Raw genomic sequence first — 15,179 nt, 5'->3', positions numbered from 1 at the left:
CCACCGGACCGCACGCGGCGCAGGATGGCGACGTCGAGCACATTATCGAAGTCCACGACCTGGGGAAGGACTTTCCGATCCCGGGTGGCCCGCCGTGGAAGAAGAGCATGTTCACGGCTGCTGCAGATGTGAATTTCTACATTCGGCGCGGGACCACAACGGCGCTGGTGGGGGAGTCTGGTTCAGGCAAGTCCACCGTGGCGAAGATGATCCTCGGCCTGCTGCAGCCGACCCGGGGTTCGGTCACGTTTAATGGGCGCGATGTCACCGCTTTGAGCCGAAAGCAAGAGCTTGCTTTCCGACGCAGGGTGCAGCCTATTTTCCAGAATCCGTTTGGGTCGATTGATCCGATGTATTCGGTGTTCAACACGATCGCGGAACCGCTGAAGATTCACAACATTGGGAATCGAGCGAGCCGCGAAAAGAAGGTCCGCGAATTGTTGGACCGCGTGGCCATGCCGGCGGCAATGATGCACAGGTTCCCGTCGGAACTATCCGGCGGTCAGCGGCAGCGCGTTGCTATCGCGCGCGCATTGGCCCTGGATCCCGACGTCGTCATCTGCGATGAGGCGGTGTCTGCCCTGGACGTGCTGGTGCAGTCGCAGATCCTGAACCTGTTGAATGAGCTGCAGGCAGAGATGGGGCTGAGTTATCTGTTCATCACCCATGACCTTGCGGTGGTGAAGCAGATTGCCGACGACGTGCTGGTGATGCGCCAGGGGCGTTTGGTGGAGCGTGGAACAACGGATGAGCTGTTCGACCATCCGCGTGAGGAATACACGCGTAGCCTGATTGATTCGATCCCGGGCGGGAGCATCGACCTGGGCGGTGCGTAGCGAGGCACGTAGCGGGGTGTGGGTCTCACACTTCCGCCCTGACTTAATCGGCGATGGCGTCGAGTGGGCTAATACGCGAGGCGCGTATGCCAGGCCAGACCGCAGCGATGATGCCAACGACCGCTGATGCGATGAGCATGGCGATGATCTGTTCCCACGGAATGACAATTTGCGTAATGCCTTGCGTTTTCATGACGTTCATGAACATCCACCCAATGTAGAGCCCAATAATCACCCCAATAATCGCACCATAGAGGGACAATTGGATGCTTTCGAGTGTGATCATGCGGCGTGCTTGCCCGCGTACCATGCCCACGGCACGAAGCATCCCGATTTCTTGCCGACGCTCAACAATGCTGAGCGCGAGCGTGTTGATAATCCCAACAATCGCGATGACCACCGATAGGGCCAGCAAACCATAGAGGATGGACAACAGTTGGTTAACAAGTTGTGCTTGTTGGCCTTTGAATTCGTCCCGCGTCTGCACTTGGACAATGACGTAATGCTTGACCTTGTCTTTGATCCTCTTCTGCATGGTGACGTCGTCGACGGTGTGATCAGTGCGGATCGTGGTCATGAGGCTCCGCCACGTGTGTTTATCAGGACTGATCTTGTCGACGTCTTGCTGTGACACCAGTGCGGTGGGGAAGAGCTTGCTGTCCATGATCCCGATGACGGTGGAGGTAGCGTGCGCGTCGGCGGGCGCTCCCCCTTGGGATATGAGCCCACCAGTAGAACCCGGGCTAGCGGCCGTGAGCGCGTCGATGTTGACGGTGTCACCCACATGGAGGCCGTGCTTCTTCGCAAAGCTGGCGTGAATAACAGTTCCGCCGTGGGAGAGGTCCTCGCTCCCCTCTTTCATCTTGAGATCGATGTAACCGCGCGGGTTGTCGGGCGTGAAGATCACATATCCGCGGTTCTTGTCGTCTCCGCGCAGCGTGGCATTGGCCAGGGTATAGAAGGGAGCAACTCCGGTGACACCATCGACGGACGCGATGTCCTTGTTCACACCGCCGGGGAGCGAAAACATGCTTCCCGTGGTCGCACCGGGCGGCGTTGCGACGAGGTCTGCGGTGAGTTCATTGTCAACAAGGTCCGACACGGTGCTTTTCATGGAGGCGCCGATCATGCCGACGGAACTTACGAGGGCGAGCCCAAGGGTGAGGGCGAACGCGGTAGTAGCAGTTCGTCGGGGGTTTCTCGACGAGTTAGTCGCCGCGAGCTTACCGACGGAGCGCCAGGGCAGTCCAAGGAGGCGCCCTATTCCACTGACAAGCGGGAGGGAGAGCGCGGCGGAAACGGCGAGCGTGCCGACGATGATGGCCACGGCTCCGATGCCGAGGATGATCATGCGGTTACGTGTCGCGAAGTCGTCGGCGTAGCTTCCCCACCACGCGAGGGCCGCGCCCCCACCAAGGACGATGAGCCCGATGAGCGTTCGCCGGAGCAAGGGCGCGGATTGCGTCGTGGCGTTCATCGATTCGACAGGTCGCGTGGAACCCGCCCGCCAGGCAGGTGCCCACGCGCTCACCAGCGTGACAATGATGCCAATAACCAGCGGCCACACCATCGACTGCCACGTGAGAGGTATCGAGGAATCGGGCATGTCAAGGCCCGTCTTACTGAGCCCGGCAACAAGGAGATGAACGAGCCCGAATCCGGCAGCAATGCCAATGACTGATCCGACAATGCCGACGATCAGGGCCTCTATGAGCACAGAGCGCGTGATCTGTCCTCGCGACGCACCCAGCGACCGTAGGAGAGAGAACTCACGGATCCGTTGCGCCACGATCATGGAGAACGTGTTCGCAATGATGAACGTGCCGACAATGAGGCCGATCGCCCCGAACGCCAGAAGGAAGTAGTTGATGAAGGTCAACTGGTTGGAAATGCTTGACGTCATCTCTTTGGACGCATCCTCGCCAGTTTGAACCGTGCTGCCGGGGACAGCGCGAGAGATGGCCGCCATGACCTGCTGTTTATCCGCGCCGGGTTGGATGGCGACGTTGTAGGAGCTGATGCTGGTGCCGGCGAGTTCGCGGAATTGGTCGGGGTTCATGGCGACGCCGGCCCACCCGCCGAAGTTGGTCGACGTCGTATAGAACCCGACGATGGTGACGTCGGTACGCATGGTGGGTGTGGCGACGATGAGGTGATCGCCGAGGGAAATGTTGTTTTTCTTAGCTGCGTTGCTGTTGAGAGTGGCTTCCCCTGCCTTGGTAGGCGCGTGTCCTTGGGTAATGGACCACGCGGTGTTGGCTTGCTCGTCATCGGGGTAGTTGGGGAGGATTTGTGCCGTTGCTCCGCCAGTGTCGATCATGGTGCCGTCGTCATGAGCGACGGCGACATTCATGTCGGTCATCTCGTTGGTGGCGCGGACACCGGGAATGTTGTTGATAGTGTCGCGTTGGTGGGCGAAATCGGTGGCATGACCAGGCTTGACGGCGATGTCGACGCCGTCGTACATGGTGGTGACGATCTCAGTGAACGCCTTGTTTAGTGTCGCAGTGAAGATGAACGATCCAGAGACGAACGCTGTGCCGAGAATGACGGCGAGGACGGTGAGCGCGAGCCGAACTTTGTGCGCGCGGAGGTTCCGAAAGGAGAGCGTCCACATGGGGTGGCGGCGCAGCTGTGTGTTGGGCGTGGCGGATGCGTTCATGAGGCCTGGTTATCCGGGTTGTCGATGGTGGCCATGGTGCTGAGGATGGCTTCTGTGGTGGGGTCGGCGAGTTCATCGACGATGTGGCCGTCGGTGAGGAAGATCACTCGGTCCGCGTAGGACGCTGCGCGGGGGTCGTGGGTGACGATGACGACGGTTTGGTTGTAGTTATCGACGACGGATCGGAGGGTGGTCAAGACCTCGGTGGACGAGTTGGAATCGAGGTTGCCGGTGGGTTCGTCGCCGAAGATGATGTCGGGCCGGCCGATGAGAGCGCGGGCACAGGCGACGCGTTGTTGCTGGCCCCCGGAGAGTTCGGAGGGCCTGTGATCCAGGCGCTTCGTGAGACCGAATGAGGTGACGATGTGCGTGAACCATTCCTTGTCGACGCGATGGCCACCGATGTCCATGGGCAGCGTGATGTTCTCAGAGGCAGTGAGCGTGGGAACCAGGTTGAAGGACTGGAAGACGAAGCCGATGCGGTCGCGTCGGAGCCGGGTGAGCTGTTTGTCGTTGAGGGTGGAGAGGTCGGTGTCGCCGACGAAGGTGGAGCCTTCGCTGACGGAGTCGAGCCCTGCCATGCAGTGCATGAGTGTGGATTTTCCCGATCCGGAGGGCCCCATGATGGCGGTGAATTCCCCGGTCCGGAATTCGACGGAGACGGAGTCGAGCGCGGTGACGCGGGTGTCGCCTTTGCCGTAGTACTTGGAAATGGCGTCAGCCCTGGCGATAGGGGCGTTGGCGTCGGCTGGAGTAGAGGACATGAGTGAGCCTAGGGGTATATGGTGTGGTTTTCTTCGGTTGTTTCTGCGTCGGGGAAGACAGTGGTCTCCGGCGCGGTGTAGCCAGGTTGTAGGGAACGGGGTAAGCGTTTATCGCTGTCGAGTTTGGTCCTATGCCCCCATTGGATAACGGGGACGGAATTGTGTTGCGTGTCGTCCGTGGTGGTTTTTGTGGTGTAGTCACTGGGTTTCGACGAGAACGCGAGTGAATTCCCCTTGGTCAGCGCGAATCCGATGTTTTTGAGGAACCGGGACAGCGACATTGGTGACCGATATGCCTCGAATAGTGACACAAAGTCGGAATCGTGGAACGCGATTCGTGCTGCGTGAACCTTCTTTTCGCTATCCCAGAACGGCGTGTCTGTCACCGGCGTAGCGCTGTCGGCAAGTTGCCAATACAGCGGTAGTGATTTGTCGTGCCCGATACGCGCGTTAGATTGTCGCGATTGGCGAGCAGCGAGTGGGTTCGCCAACCCCATGGGGTCGACGACCCGGACGTCGAGCGGCGCATTCATGCTGGTCATCCCCAGGTTGATGTAGGAGACCGTGACGGGGGTGTTATCTAGTCCGCTGGCTGTGCGGAGCGCGTCGTCGTAGTGGCTGGTGGCGTCATCGACGGTCGACGACTTCTTGCCAAGCTTGGCCAAGGCCTCTTTCTCTTCAGGACTGGTGAAGTTGGGGACGGGGGTCCAGACGAATCGTATGTCTTTATAGGGTTTAGTGGGGACAGCGGCGAAGGGCTGGACGTGGGGGCCGTCGGTAGTTAAGTCCTTATCTGGGGTTCCGCTGTGAGAAGAGCTGTCCACGTGGGGAATAGTTCCTTCCAGCGAGCCCGTGTAGTTGATCATGGTGGGCGCAGCCAAAAAATCTTCCGCCTTGGTGAGAGGGTCATGCGCTGAGTGTCCAGTAAAAGTAGTCCAGAATTCGCGTTCATCGACGATGTCGAGGTGCTTAAAATCTGCGATGGTCGTTGGCTGGGTAAAGGGGTGACCAGCGCATAGGCGGATGATCCCCCATATTCCAACACTTGCGCATCCCGCAATGATGATGATTGCCGACGCCGCCAGTGGCTGCTGCGTCGCGCGGGAATGTTCGTGGCGCTTTTGCCATGTGTGCCCGTCAGCCGTCGGGAGTTGTGCTTGTGCGGATGACGCACGCGCGAAGCGGATGGGGACAACGGCGATGGGCATGACCAGGGTGAACAGGGGGAGAAGCCACATGCGTCCGTGCATGAAATCGCCACCGATTCTGATGACGTAGAGCACGTGCAGTATCCCGCAGGACACCATGATGATCACGGGGAGCGGAGTGCGGCGCCCGTCGGCCCGGAACACGGCGATACCGATGATGATCGCAATAGGAATGATGAGCCACAGCCAATACGGGTTAGCGAAATCGAGGACATAGCGCCAACCCTGTTTCCAGTCGGAGCCGGAGGCAGATTTCGCAACCGCAGTGTTGGGGACCAAGAGGCCGTAATAGCCCGCTCGGAAAATCTCGTAGAGAAGCGGAAGTGGAACTGCCCACGCGAGGAGTGTCCAGCGTCGATGAATAACGAGGAGTACGACGATGGTGGCGGCTCCGTAGAGTGCAAGCTCGGGGCGGACTAGCCAGCTCAATCCGGCCCAGAACGCGAGGGCATAGCCAGACCGGGGGAGGGGGCTCGTGCGGCCCCGTTGGCCCCGGGCGTTGTTCCAGTACACCATCAGGAACCACAGCACAGCGATCCAGAAGATGGAGAGCCCCCACTCCAACCCCGAGGTCGCGAAGTCACGTGCTGGCGGGAGGCAGATATAGAGCAGTAGCCCACAGGGAACAAACAGGGCCCCCGGTGAACGGTGAAGAGCAGCCGATCCCAGAGCGGCAATCGCGACCGCGAGGACCGAGAAAACCAGGCCTGTATAGATGGCTATGGTCTCTAGGCGCGCTGATGAGACCGCGGCAATGGCGTAGATAATGTATTGCCACACAACGGATGTATTGGCCTCGACGCGCTCGCCTGCATTAAAAACAGGGCCATTACCAGCGAGAAGATTACGGACGGTACGCAAAACGATGAGTCCGTCGTCGCTAATCCACCGTCGCTGCCACCCACCGATAGCGAAGATCACAGCGACGGCCAACGCACTCACCCATGAAGTGATGACGGAGAACCGAGCGCCCGCGGACTGTGCCGCACTATCTGTAGCAGGCGTGTTTTTGCCCTCATACCCGGCGGTTTTAGCGTCGGATGAATGCTGCTCGGGGTCCCTCGTGGCCATGCCAGGATACTAACACTTGGGCCGGACATAGTTGGCCACAATAATGGCGCCAATGATGGTGCAGCTATCCACTCAGCCCCAGGGTGTGAGTCAGATCCGGCGCGGTCACGGTGATGGGGCGGTGAAGGTTGGGATCGGTCCAGCTCAGTTGCGTGGATCGCAGGCATAAGGGCTGGTGCCATGCCTCATCAACATGCTGGTGAGCGTCGATAGCTTCGGGCAATATCCGTGGATAGACCTGGTCGCCCACAATGGGTACTCCCAGGGAATTCAGGCACATCCGCAGTTGGTGGGTCTTCCCGGATAGCGGGTGCATGGTGTAGAGGGCGTAGCGAGTGTCACGCAATGGGTCCCCGAACCAGTTGTGATAGCGCGTCCGGAGTGCGCGTTCGTCGTCATCGCTCAACATGCGTATCGACGAAATGACGGTCTCCGCATTGGGCTCTCCGGGTTCCAGCCGCGCCTGGATAAATCCGTGTGTCTTTTCCATGCGTTGGTGGACGTGAATGCCGTCGTCCTCAAGGCTGATAGTGCCGGAGTCGATGGCGACATGCTCTATCTCGGCGCGGTCAGTGCTTTCCGCGAGAACAGGGTGGTAGGGGGCGATCGCCTGGTAAGTTTTCCGAACTTGCCGACGCGCGAACAGCGTTTGGTACGGCCCGCGATAGCGAGGATGAGTGGTGAACAGCAGAAGTCCCGAGGTTGGGCGGTCGAGCCGATGGGCTGGAACGAGGTCGTCATTGCCGGTGGCCCGTCGAAGACGGACGGTGGCTGTTTCCGTGATGTGCCTGCCCCTGGGCATCGTCGCTAAAAATGGTGGCTTATCGACGACGAGGATCCCAGGTGACGAAAACACCGGTGTGCAGTGCCCGGGAACGGGGGTTTCGTAGGCGGGCATGCGGTAGAACCACATCTCGTCATTCGGTTGAAGCAGGTCAGAGGGGGTGAGGACGCGTCCCCGGCCATCGCGAACGAGCCCGGCGTCGAACCGTTCTGCGCGGGCAGCGGTGGTGTCGGAGGGGTGGCGATGCCGCTGAGAGGAAATCAGGTGCTCGAGGAAATCATCGGCCGTAATCGGCGCTGCACCTGCCGGTACACGGGCGTGTGAAGGATTAAGCCCGTCACGAATTCCAAGAGCACGAACCATGCAGACCAGCATAAAGGGCGCGCGCAGGGTGTCAGTAGTGAGGCTCGCGGTGGGTACGACTGACGGCACGGAGTGAGAATCATGGACGGAATTGGCCGTCACCGTTGTTATGGGTTGTAGAGCGAACACAACAAAGAATCTCGACAGTTAGAACTTCGATAGATAGAACCGCAGGAAGGGTGTTCATGGTTAACCCAGATAATCCGTCATCAGGCCAGCCGTCCGATGCCAGCGCCAACGACCTCAGCAACATCGAACTTGGTCTTCTCGATCTCGTCCCGGTGAGCGAGGGCATGACGATGTCGGACGCTCTCCACGCGACGATCCGCTCCGCCCAGGCGGCGGAACGTGCTGGTTACGACCGCTTTTGGCTCGCCGAGCACCACAACTCGAAGTCGTTGGCGTCGTCGGCAACCACGATCATGATCGGGCAAGTGGCGGCGGCTACGCACTCTATTTCGGTCGGCGCAGGGGGCGTGATGCTGCCTAATCACGCGCCTCTTCACGTTGCGGAGGAGTTCGGCACCTTAGACGCCCTTTATCCGGGCCGGATTGAATTAGGGTTGGGGCGTGCCCCGGGCACCGACCCGATGACGGCGCAGGCTTTGCGTCGAGGGAAGTCGGATGTGCCGGATTTTGAGCACGATCTAGCCGAGCTGCGTCGCTACATGGGTCCGATGGCGCACCGCGTCAATGCCTTCCCGGGATTGCGCGGCCACGTGCCGTTCTTCATGCTGGGTTCGTCGGAAAATGGTGCGATGATCGCGGCGCACGCGGGTCTCCCGTTCGTGTTTGCCAGCCATTTTGCTCCTTTCCGCTTGTCGACGGCCCTCGAGACGTACCGCAATAACTTCGTTGCAGGAGCTTATGGCGACTCTGCCGACGGCGATCGGGCCGACGGCCATACCTCCGATGGTGGCGTCGGCAGTAGTGCTGCCAGGAGTGGCGCTGCGTCGGGTTCGTCGTTGAGCACGCCGCACGTCACTGTGGGCGTCAATGTGATGGTGGCAGAGACCGAGGAGAAAGCTCGCCACCTGTTTACAACCCATGAGCAGAGCTTTTATGGGATTGTGACGGGAACGCGCGGGCTGTTTAGGCCACCGAAGGACGTGCGGGACGGCAATGTGATGGCGTGGCAGCAGGTGGATGCGGCTTTGCAGGTGAACGCAGTGGGAACACCTGATCAGGTAAAGGATAAGATTGCCCGCATTGTTCAGGCGACGGGGGCGCAGGGTGTTATTGCCTCTATCTACGCCTATGACGTGGAGGATCGGCTGAGGGCGATTGAGATGCTGGGGGAGGCGTTAAGGTCCTGACACCTGCTTTTCTGGCTCGTACCTGAAAGCAACTCCATTTCGGGGGTAGTATCGTGCACCTCGGGGGTACACCACTGCGACTTATGGGGGTACCGTGAGAGGTGGCAATGGTGTTGCCCGTCGGCTGTGATAATTGGTGTGCCGGCAGCAACATTACTGCACAGAAACTAGTTTCGCCTTAGTAGCGCAACGCATTGTGCGGGCAATAACGCTCGCATGAGTGACCTCGAAAGTGGGATGTCATGGTGAAGCAAAACGTTATTGTTGTTGCCGTTGATGGCTCTGCCGCCTCTCAGACGGCTACTCGGTGGGCTGCGAATACCGCACTGAAGCGGAAGGAACCGATCCGCCTGGTCAGCACGTACTCTATGCCTCAGTTTTTATACGCGGAAGGCATGGTTCCTCCGCAGGAACTCTACGATGACCTCGAAGCAGAGGCCATGGAAAAAATTGATACCGCCCGCAAGATCATTGCGGATTTCGACGAGTCCGTCGAGGTTAGCTATCAGGTGGAAGAGGGCAACCCCATCGATATGCTGCTCGATATTTCCCAGGACGTCACCATGATTGTCATGGGTTCGCGTGGGTTGGGCGGTTTTTCGGGCATGGTCATGGGCTCCGTCTCAGCCGCTGTCGTCAGCCACGCGAAGTGCCCCGTCGTCGTTGTACGTGAAGAATCCGACGTATCGACGGCGACGAAGTACGGTCCCGTCGTCGTCGGAGTTGACGGTACGGGAGTTGCTGAGAAGGCCATCGAAATGGCATTTGCCGAGGCCAGTGCCCGTAAGGCCCCGCTACGTGCGGTTCACACGTGGATTGATATGCAGGTTCAGGCTTCCCTTGCCGGGTTGAATGCGGCCCAGAAGCAATGGGAAGAGATCGAAGAAGATCAGAAGCGGCTGCTCGCTGAACGGATCAGCGGTTATAAGGATAAGTACCCCGACGTGGAGGTCGAGCAGATTATTACTCGCGACCGCCCAGTTCGGGCACTTGCCGACGCTTCCGAGGATGCGCAATTGCTCGTCGTTGGTTCCCATGGTCGTGGTGGATTCCGCGGTATGTTGTTGGGATCGACGTCGCGCGCGCTGCTGCAAGAAGCTCCGTGCCCGCTGATGGTCGTCCGGCCGGAAAGCAAGGTGTAGGCGCGTCCCGGTGCCTGGGCGCTTACAGCGGGACTGCTACCTCAGTCGCGGTGTCGTGTGGCTTTGGGAACATGTTAAGTAGTAAGTTGGTCGGTTGATGGATATAGAGGCCATTAGGATCCTTACTCATAGGCCATTGGGCTGTACGCCCCCCAGACACCAGTAGACAAGGAGAGTGACGGCGAGGTGCCAGCTGCAAAAACAACGACTCGTCGTCGCCGGGATCGGCCGAGTCCTCGTCAGCGATTGCTTAAAGCCGCCACTCGTCTATTCACGACTGAGGGAATCCGGGTTATCGGTATTGACCGTATTCTCCGCGAGGCCGACGTCGCTAAGGCCAGCTTATATTCTTTGTTCGGATCCAAAGATAACTTAGTTATTGCCTGTTTAGAGCAGCTGGACGAACAATGGCGAACGAGCTGGCACGAACTCGCAGATCAGCGCGAAAAACCGCAAGACAAGATTCTGGCTTTTTTCGATATCTGTATTAGCGAGGAGCCAGGAAAGAATTATCGGGGGTCCCATTTCCAGAACGCGGCGAGCGAATACCCGCGCCCGGAAAATGATGGGGAACGGGGAATTCGGCAAGCGGCATTGGAACACCGTCGGTGGTGCCGCGACACGATGGCGGAGCTGCTGACCAAGAAGTACGGCTACGCGTCCCGGACCATTGCGGAACAGATCATGGTTTTCTTGGACGGGGGCCTGGCAGGGGCGAAGATGAGCCGCGACGTCGTCCCGCTACAAATTGCCCGGGAACTCGCGCGACAGCTGCTATCTGCACCACCCGGTAACTACGTCATTTAGGCCCTCTATGTAATTCGTGCGCGGTGCCCTACGCACTCCCTACACGCGCACGTCGTTATATGGCATCCAGTCGCTGACCACAGGGAACACAAACTGCATCAGAATCAGCACGACTGCCGCGATGAGCACTAGCGCCTCGATCACGCGAAACCAGGTGGGGCCGGGGAGGTGCCGCCAAATCCATGCGTACATGTGGTGTTCTCCTTAGCTTTCTAATTCGGCTGGTTGCTTGTTTCCATCTTTCGCTTCAACGCGGTCGAGGACGGCGTGAATCACCATGCGCTCGGCATTGGAAAACTGCGGATGGCACGTGGTCAACGTGATCATGGACAGCCCCGCGGACTCCGGCGTGGAGTCCTCTTTCCCAGGCACCGGGGCGATCGTGCTGATATTGCTCGGGGTCGTGATGTAGCGCCCACGGACAGAGGCATAATCGCCCGTCGTCGCCTGTTTAGCTACCGCCGGCGATGTGCAGTGTGCCAGGGCAGTTTCACGGTCGGCGCCTTTTTCGTCGATAGGAAGGACGCGATACACGTACCAGGATTCACGAGTTTCGACGACGATTGAGTCGCAGGTTTTGAGGTACCCCAAGTCATTAAATGGAGCGCCTCGGCCCACACGGTGCCCGGCGAGCGCGAAGTTGCCTTTGTCCCCGGGGTTTTGAGTTCGGGTGTAGTGGCCGGGCCCGCGGCTAAGGTCACTGGCCGACGTCCCCTGGATAATCGCGTAGTTCCAGTCCGAACCGAAGGTGGGGATGCGCAGCTTTCCCATGGCTTCGCCCTCGTCGGCATTGAGGGTGTTGCGCGCATTGGCCCATTTGTCGTCGAGCTGGCTTTTGGCCTGTGACTGTTCGTGGTCGGATTGGATATTCGTCCAGTAGGCTTCGTAGATCACAAACAGCATGATGACGATGCCGATGGTAAGGATGAGTTCTCCGCTGACACCTAAAATTTTCGACGCCGTGCTGGTCTGACGCCGGCCGGTGCCGGCTGATACCGATCCACCTGACGATGTCGTGGCGTTATCCGTGGATGGTGTGGATGGTGCAGTGTCGGCGCTGGTTTGTGTAGCGCTGGTGCTGGAATGCGTATCACCAGTATCGGCCTGGTCGGATTGCTGCGCGGCAAGTTCGCCGGGCGAGACCGGAGACGTGACTGTTTCCTTACTATGGCGAGCCATAGACGGCAGTGTACGGCAGATAGAAGCACTTCTGCGAAAATCGTTGTGTGAGGCAGCTGCGTTCCGTACCGCCCGGTGCCCGGTGGCGCCTTGTGCCCCTAGCGCCCGTCCCCGTGGCGCCCGATATCCCGCTCAAGGTAGGAACGCTCTTGGTGGAACGCTATTGTCTTATGGTGGTGTTCCTGACTAGTTAATAGGAACGGTTCAGGAATTGTTGTGGCCCTCACGCAGATAACTTGAGAGGTAGTGCATGATCTACAGTCTTTTCGCGTATCCGGTTTCGGGAGTGATCAAACTGTGGCATGTGCTTCTCACGGCGCTAGGTGCAGATCCGATTTCGTCATGGATTGCTTCCTTGTTTTTGTTAGTCATGACGGTCCGCCTTATTCTGCTTCCCTTTGCGTATGCGCAATATAAGTCGACCCGCATTCAAGTGAATCTGCGTCCGGTCATTAACCAAATTCGGGAAGAATATAAAGATAAGCCGGGGACTGCGGCCCGGAAGGAACGTATAGCCAAGGAACAAAAGGCGCGAAAAGACGCTGGTTATCGGCTGAGTGCTGGGTGTTTACCGGTCTTTATCCAGTTGCCCTTCTTCTTAGGTTTATATCGCGTATTGATTCATATGGCTCGCCCTAAGGGCGGTCTCGGAGCCGCGCAGCATGAGCCTATTGGTTTCTTAACCAGTCAAGATGTGGGGCAATTTCTTCAGGCTAAGGCTTTTGGTGTTCCTTTGCCGGCTTATGCAGCTATGGCGTCGGAACGTTTACAGGCAATGGGCACGGATAAGTCAACGATTTATACCTTGGCTGTCCCGTTGGTTCTTATCGCCTCGACTTTTACGACGATTAACATGTCGTATTCGACGTACCGCAGTTATCGCCAGTTGGAGCATGACAATCCCATTGCCGTGAGGATGCAGAAGATCATCATTCCCATGGCGGTCATGGGTAGTGCCAGCCCCTTGTTATTCGGGCTTACGAGTCCGGTTCCTGTGGCCATCTTGTTCTACTGGGTGGGGAATAACTTGTGGACGATGAGCCAAAACATTTTGCTCTATCGGACAATTGATAAAAGGTTTCCCTATACTCAGGAATTCCGTGAACATTATGCACGGACAAAGGCTGAGCATGATGAGGAAAAGCACGCTAAGAAACAGAAAAAGCGCACTCTAAAGCGAAATAAGTGGCGTCGTCGGGGGAGGGGATTGATACGTCCGTGGCGAATCCCGGCCCTGTGGTTGGAAGGTCACCGAGAGAAAAAGGCCTATAAGCAGGAGAAGAAACAGGCGAAGCTGGATAAGAAGCAGGAGAAGAGAGAGAAGAGAGCCGCTGATCGTGAGGCCGATAGGCAGGCTCGGCAAGCCGCGGCGGCAGCAGCAGCCCGTGCGAACAGGCCCCAGATTAAAGCGATTGAGACTGGCCGGCACGCTCTGAAAGAGACGCTAGAGACCCCAGAGCTGGATGAGAAGCGGAAGAAAATCATCGCGGCCCAGACTCATGGAGCAATGGTGCCGCAACAAATAGCGCATACTGCGAAAAAGCCGAAGAAGCGCCGTGGCCCGTCGTATTCGGGTTGGGGGCCGCGCGAATAGGGTGCGACAAAGATGCGACTAGTCCGCGACTAAATGATTAGAGCTGTAATTTCTCGATCACTGTTTCGGCAATCTTTTGGGTTTTCACAGTCTGGGTTTGATCAGAGTGGACAATAACCACCACTGGGCCCTTGCGAATGGCGTACACTGCCGCATTCTCCGCTTGAGCGCGATATCCTTCCCACCCCGTCGGTTGGTTGGTGTGTTCAACATCGCCACCGCTGACGGAATTGTCTGAATTCTTTGTAATTGTTGCGGCATCATCCGTTGTTCCTGGATGAGTGATAGCGGCGCTGATCATATCGATAGCTGCCTGTTCATTTTTAGCCGTGCGAATGATTGTTTGCGCTTGAGGCGTATTTCCATACGAAAGCCATTGGCAGGCTGGGGGATTAAACCGCTTATCGACGGACACTCCGGTGACGCGTTGGCCGTTGAGGTCCGCCATGTCCTGGTTGGCCAAGTATGGGCACGGCGTCGAGTCTGAAGCATCAGCGGAGGGGCGGGCATCGATGGGGAGGCCATCGGCGGCTATCTCGGCTGAGGCGGCGTTAGAGCTGGCTGTAGAGCCATCTGATTCCGATCCGCTCGATCCGTCGTTGGAACATGCAGCCAGTGATACTGCTGTGATGGCGGCAAGAACGGTGGATATGGCCACGCGGGAGCTCTTGTGGCGTGTGAGGTGTCGTTTCATATGTCGATTGTGGTTCGTGTATTTGTTGCAGGCGTTATTGGAACCGAAATGTCGGAACCGATATGTCGTGAAAAAAGCGATGAACACCGCTGTGTGCGGTATCCATCGCGGGCAGGATTTAATAACCGGAAACGGAATGTTTCGGTTTAGGAATCCTTGTTCACCGGGTGAGCGCGATCGTAAGCCTCGATGATTTCTTTCTTAATCTGGCCACGAGGTGCAACGTGGTAGCCATTCTCATTGGCCCACTTACGGATTGCGCGGTTGCGAGCCTTGGTGGCCTCCGACGAAACATTGTTGCGGTACGAGGAACGGCGACGTCCACGGCCGCTTTCTTTTGTTGCGGAGGAAATGAATGGCTCTAAAGCCTCGTGGAATTTACGGGCGTTGTCTTCCGAGACCTCCAGCATGTATGCAGTGCCGTCAACGCTGAAGTGAATTTCTGTCGCGTCGGACTCGGTAAGTTCGGTCCCGTCTAGGTCATCAAAAATTTGTGGAACGTATCGACGTGCCATTGTTATCTCCTTATATCAATGTTTTCTTATGGTGAGGGAATCTAGCCGCGGTGAACCCTACGATCACGCACCATGATTGAGCACTGTCACGCGGCAGCGTACGACGCGATGGCATCAAATGGATGACATCGAATGGTCGTAACCATATGTCGATAACACCATATGCTACACCATTATGCGTATATATTCGGCGAAAGTCTACTCGTGCACACCATTAATTTCTCTATTTATTGGAAAGCGTCTT

13 protein-coding genes are annotated in these 15,179 nt (G+C 57.9%); 5 read left to right on the top strand and 8 right to left on the bottom strand.

All coding sequences use genetic code 11. From position 1 onward, the window contains the following. On the top strand, positions 1–836 hold an 836-nt coding region (locus tag Q3981_RS06095), incomplete at its 5' end, for an ABC transporter ATP-binding protein (protein ID WP_303124511.1). 43 nt (positions 837–879) lie between these two features. Here the strand turns inward: Q3981_RS06095 and Q3981_RS06090 are convergent. The 4 genes from Q3981_RS06090 to Q3981_RS06075 all read right to left on the bottom strand — a co-directional run bounded on the left by Q3981_RS06090 (position 880) and on the right by Q3981_RS06075 (position 7,757). Beyond that, on the bottom strand, positions 880–3,498 hold the full coding sequence (locus tag Q3981_RS06090; protein ID WP_303124510.1) for an ABC transporter permease: 2,619 nt from the start codon (positions 3,496–3,498) through the stop codon (positions 880–882). Then, positions 3,495–4,262: an ABC transporter ATP-binding protein gene (locus tag Q3981_RS06085; RefSeq protein WP_303124509.1), complete on the bottom strand. Its 768-nt coding sequence runs from the start codon at positions 4,260–4,262 to the stop codon at positions 3,495–3,497. Before Q3981_RS06085 ends, Q3981_RS06090 begins: the two co-directional genes overlap by 4 nt. Before the next feature lie 8 nt (positions 4,263–4,270). Next, a complete protein-coding gene (locus Q3981_RS06080; protein ID WP_303124508.1) occupies positions 4,271–6,541 on the bottom strand; it encodes a hypothetical protein in 2,271 nt (756 codons plus the stop codon). A 64-nt stretch (positions 6,542–6,605) separates the two neighbouring features. Continuing rightward, positions 6,606–7,757 (bottom strand): pseudouridine synthase, encoded by a 1,152-nt coding sequence (locus tag Q3981_RS06075; RefSeq protein WP_303124507.1) that lies wholly within the window; start codon positions 7,755–7,757, stop codon positions 6,606–6,608. Between the two features lie 116 nt (positions 7,758–7,873). Between Q3981_RS06075 and Q3981_RS06070 the strand changes: the two genes are divergently transcribed. From Q3981_RS06070 to Q3981_RS06060, 3 genes are all read left to right on the top strand, one after another. After that, on the top strand, positions 7,874–9,004 hold the full coding sequence (locus tag Q3981_RS06070; protein WP_303124506.1) for an LLM class flavin-dependent oxidoreductase: 1,131 nt from the start codon (positions 7,874–7,876) through the stop codon (positions 9,002–9,004). Positions 9,005–9,246: 242 nt separating this feature from the next. After that, a complete protein-coding gene (locus Q3981_RS06065; protein ID WP_046201857.1) occupies positions 9,247–10,146 on the top strand; it encodes a universal stress protein in 900 nt (299 codons plus the stop codon). 186 nt (positions 10,147–10,332) lie between these two features. Next, positions 10,333–10,953, top strand: a complete 621-nt coding sequence (locus tag Q3981_RS06060) for a TetR/AcrR family transcriptional regulator (RefSeq protein WP_204087818.1) — start codon at positions 10,333–10,335, stop codon at positions 10,951–10,953. Between the two features lie 39 nt (positions 10,954–10,992). Here Q3981_RS06060 and Q3981_RS06055 read toward each other — a convergent pair whose 3' ends face one another. Both Q3981_RS06055 and Q3981_RS06050 read right to left on the bottom strand, forming a co-directional pair. Next, on the bottom strand, positions 10,993–11,145 hold the full coding sequence (locus Q3981_RS06055) for a hypothetical protein (protein ID WP_303124505.1): 153 nt from the start codon (positions 11,143–11,145) through the stop codon (positions 10,993–10,995). Positions 11,146–11,157: 12 nt separating this feature from the next. Then, on the bottom strand, positions 11,158–12,132 hold the full coding sequence (locus Q3981_RS06050; protein ID WP_303124504.1) for a class E sortase: 975 nt from the start codon (positions 12,130–12,132) through the stop codon (positions 11,158–11,160). A 250-nt stretch (positions 12,133–12,382) separates the two neighbouring features. On the opposite strand from Q3981_RS06050, the gene yidC reads away from it, so the two are divergent. Then, positions 12,383–13,726: a membrane protein insertase YidC gene (gene yidC, locus Q3981_RS06045; RefSeq protein WP_303124503.1), complete on the top strand. Its 1,344-nt coding sequence runs from the start codon at positions 12,383–12,385 to the stop codon at positions 13,724–13,726. 37 nt (positions 13,727–13,763) lie between these two features. Here the strand turns inward: yidC and Q3981_RS06040 are convergent, their stop codons facing one another. Beyond that, positions 13,764–14,420, bottom strand: coding sequence for a DUF2020 domain-containing protein (locus Q3981_RS06040; RefSeq protein WP_303124502.1), 657 nt, complete (start codon positions 14,418–14,420; stop codon positions 13,764–13,766). A gap of 146 nt (positions 14,421–14,566) precedes the next feature. Beyond that, positions 14,567–14,935: an Lsr2 family protein gene (locus Q3981_RS06035; RefSeq protein WP_012730789.1), complete on the bottom strand. Its 369-nt coding sequence runs from the start codon at positions 14,933–14,935 to the stop codon at positions 14,567–14,569. Positions 14,936–15,179: the final 244 nt, after the last annotated feature.

The sequence above is a fragment of the Corynebacterium sp. genome, from assembly GCF_030530965.1.
Taxonomy (GTDB): Bacteria; Actinomycetota; Actinomycetes; order Mycobacteriales; family Mycobacteriaceae; genus Corynebacterium.
This window is presented reverse-complemented; position numbering and strand designations above follow the sequence as displayed.

Bases quoted from the DNA above. Each gene is read 5' to 3' on its own strand.
- Q3981_RS06090 (WP_303124510.1), bottom strand. From the start codon at position 3,498: ATGAACGCATCCGCCACGCCCAACACACAGCTGCGCCGCCACCCCATG.
- Q3981_RS06085 (WP_303124509.1), bottom strand. From the start codon at position 4,262: ATGTCCTCTACTCCAGCCGACGCCAACGCCCCTATCGCCAGGGCTGAC.
- Q3981_RS06080 (WP_303124508.1), bottom strand. From the start codon at position 6,541: ATGGCCACGAGGGACCCCGAGCAGCATTCATCCGACGCTAAAACCGCC.
- Q3981_RS06070 (WP_303124506.1), top strand. From the start codon at position 7,874: ATGGTTAACCCAGATAATCCGTCATCAGGCCAGCCGTCCGATGCCAGC.
- Q3981_RS06065 (WP_046201857.1), top strand. From the start codon at position 9,247: ATGGTGAAGCAAAACGTTATTGTTGTTGCCGTTGATGGCTCTGCCGCC.
- Q3981_RS06055 (WP_303124505.1), bottom strand. From the start codon at position 11,145: ATGTACGCATGGATTTGGCGGCACCTCCCCGGCCCCACCTGGTTTCGC.
- Q3981_RS06050 (WP_303124504.1), bottom strand. From the start codon at position 12,132: ATGGCTCGCCATAGTAAGGAAACAGTCACGTCTCCGGTCTCGCCCGGC.
- yidC (WP_303124503.1), top strand. From the start codon at position 12,383: ATGATCTACAGTCTTTTCGCGTATCCGGTTTCGGGAGTGATCAAACTG.
- Q3981_RS06040 (WP_303124502.1), bottom strand. From the start codon at position 14,420: ATGAAACGACACCTCACACGCCACAAGAGCTCCCGCGTGGCCATATCC.
- Q3981_RS06035 (WP_012730789.1), bottom strand. From the start codon at position 14,935: ATGGCACGTCGATACGTTCCACAAATTTTTGATGACCTAGACGGGACC.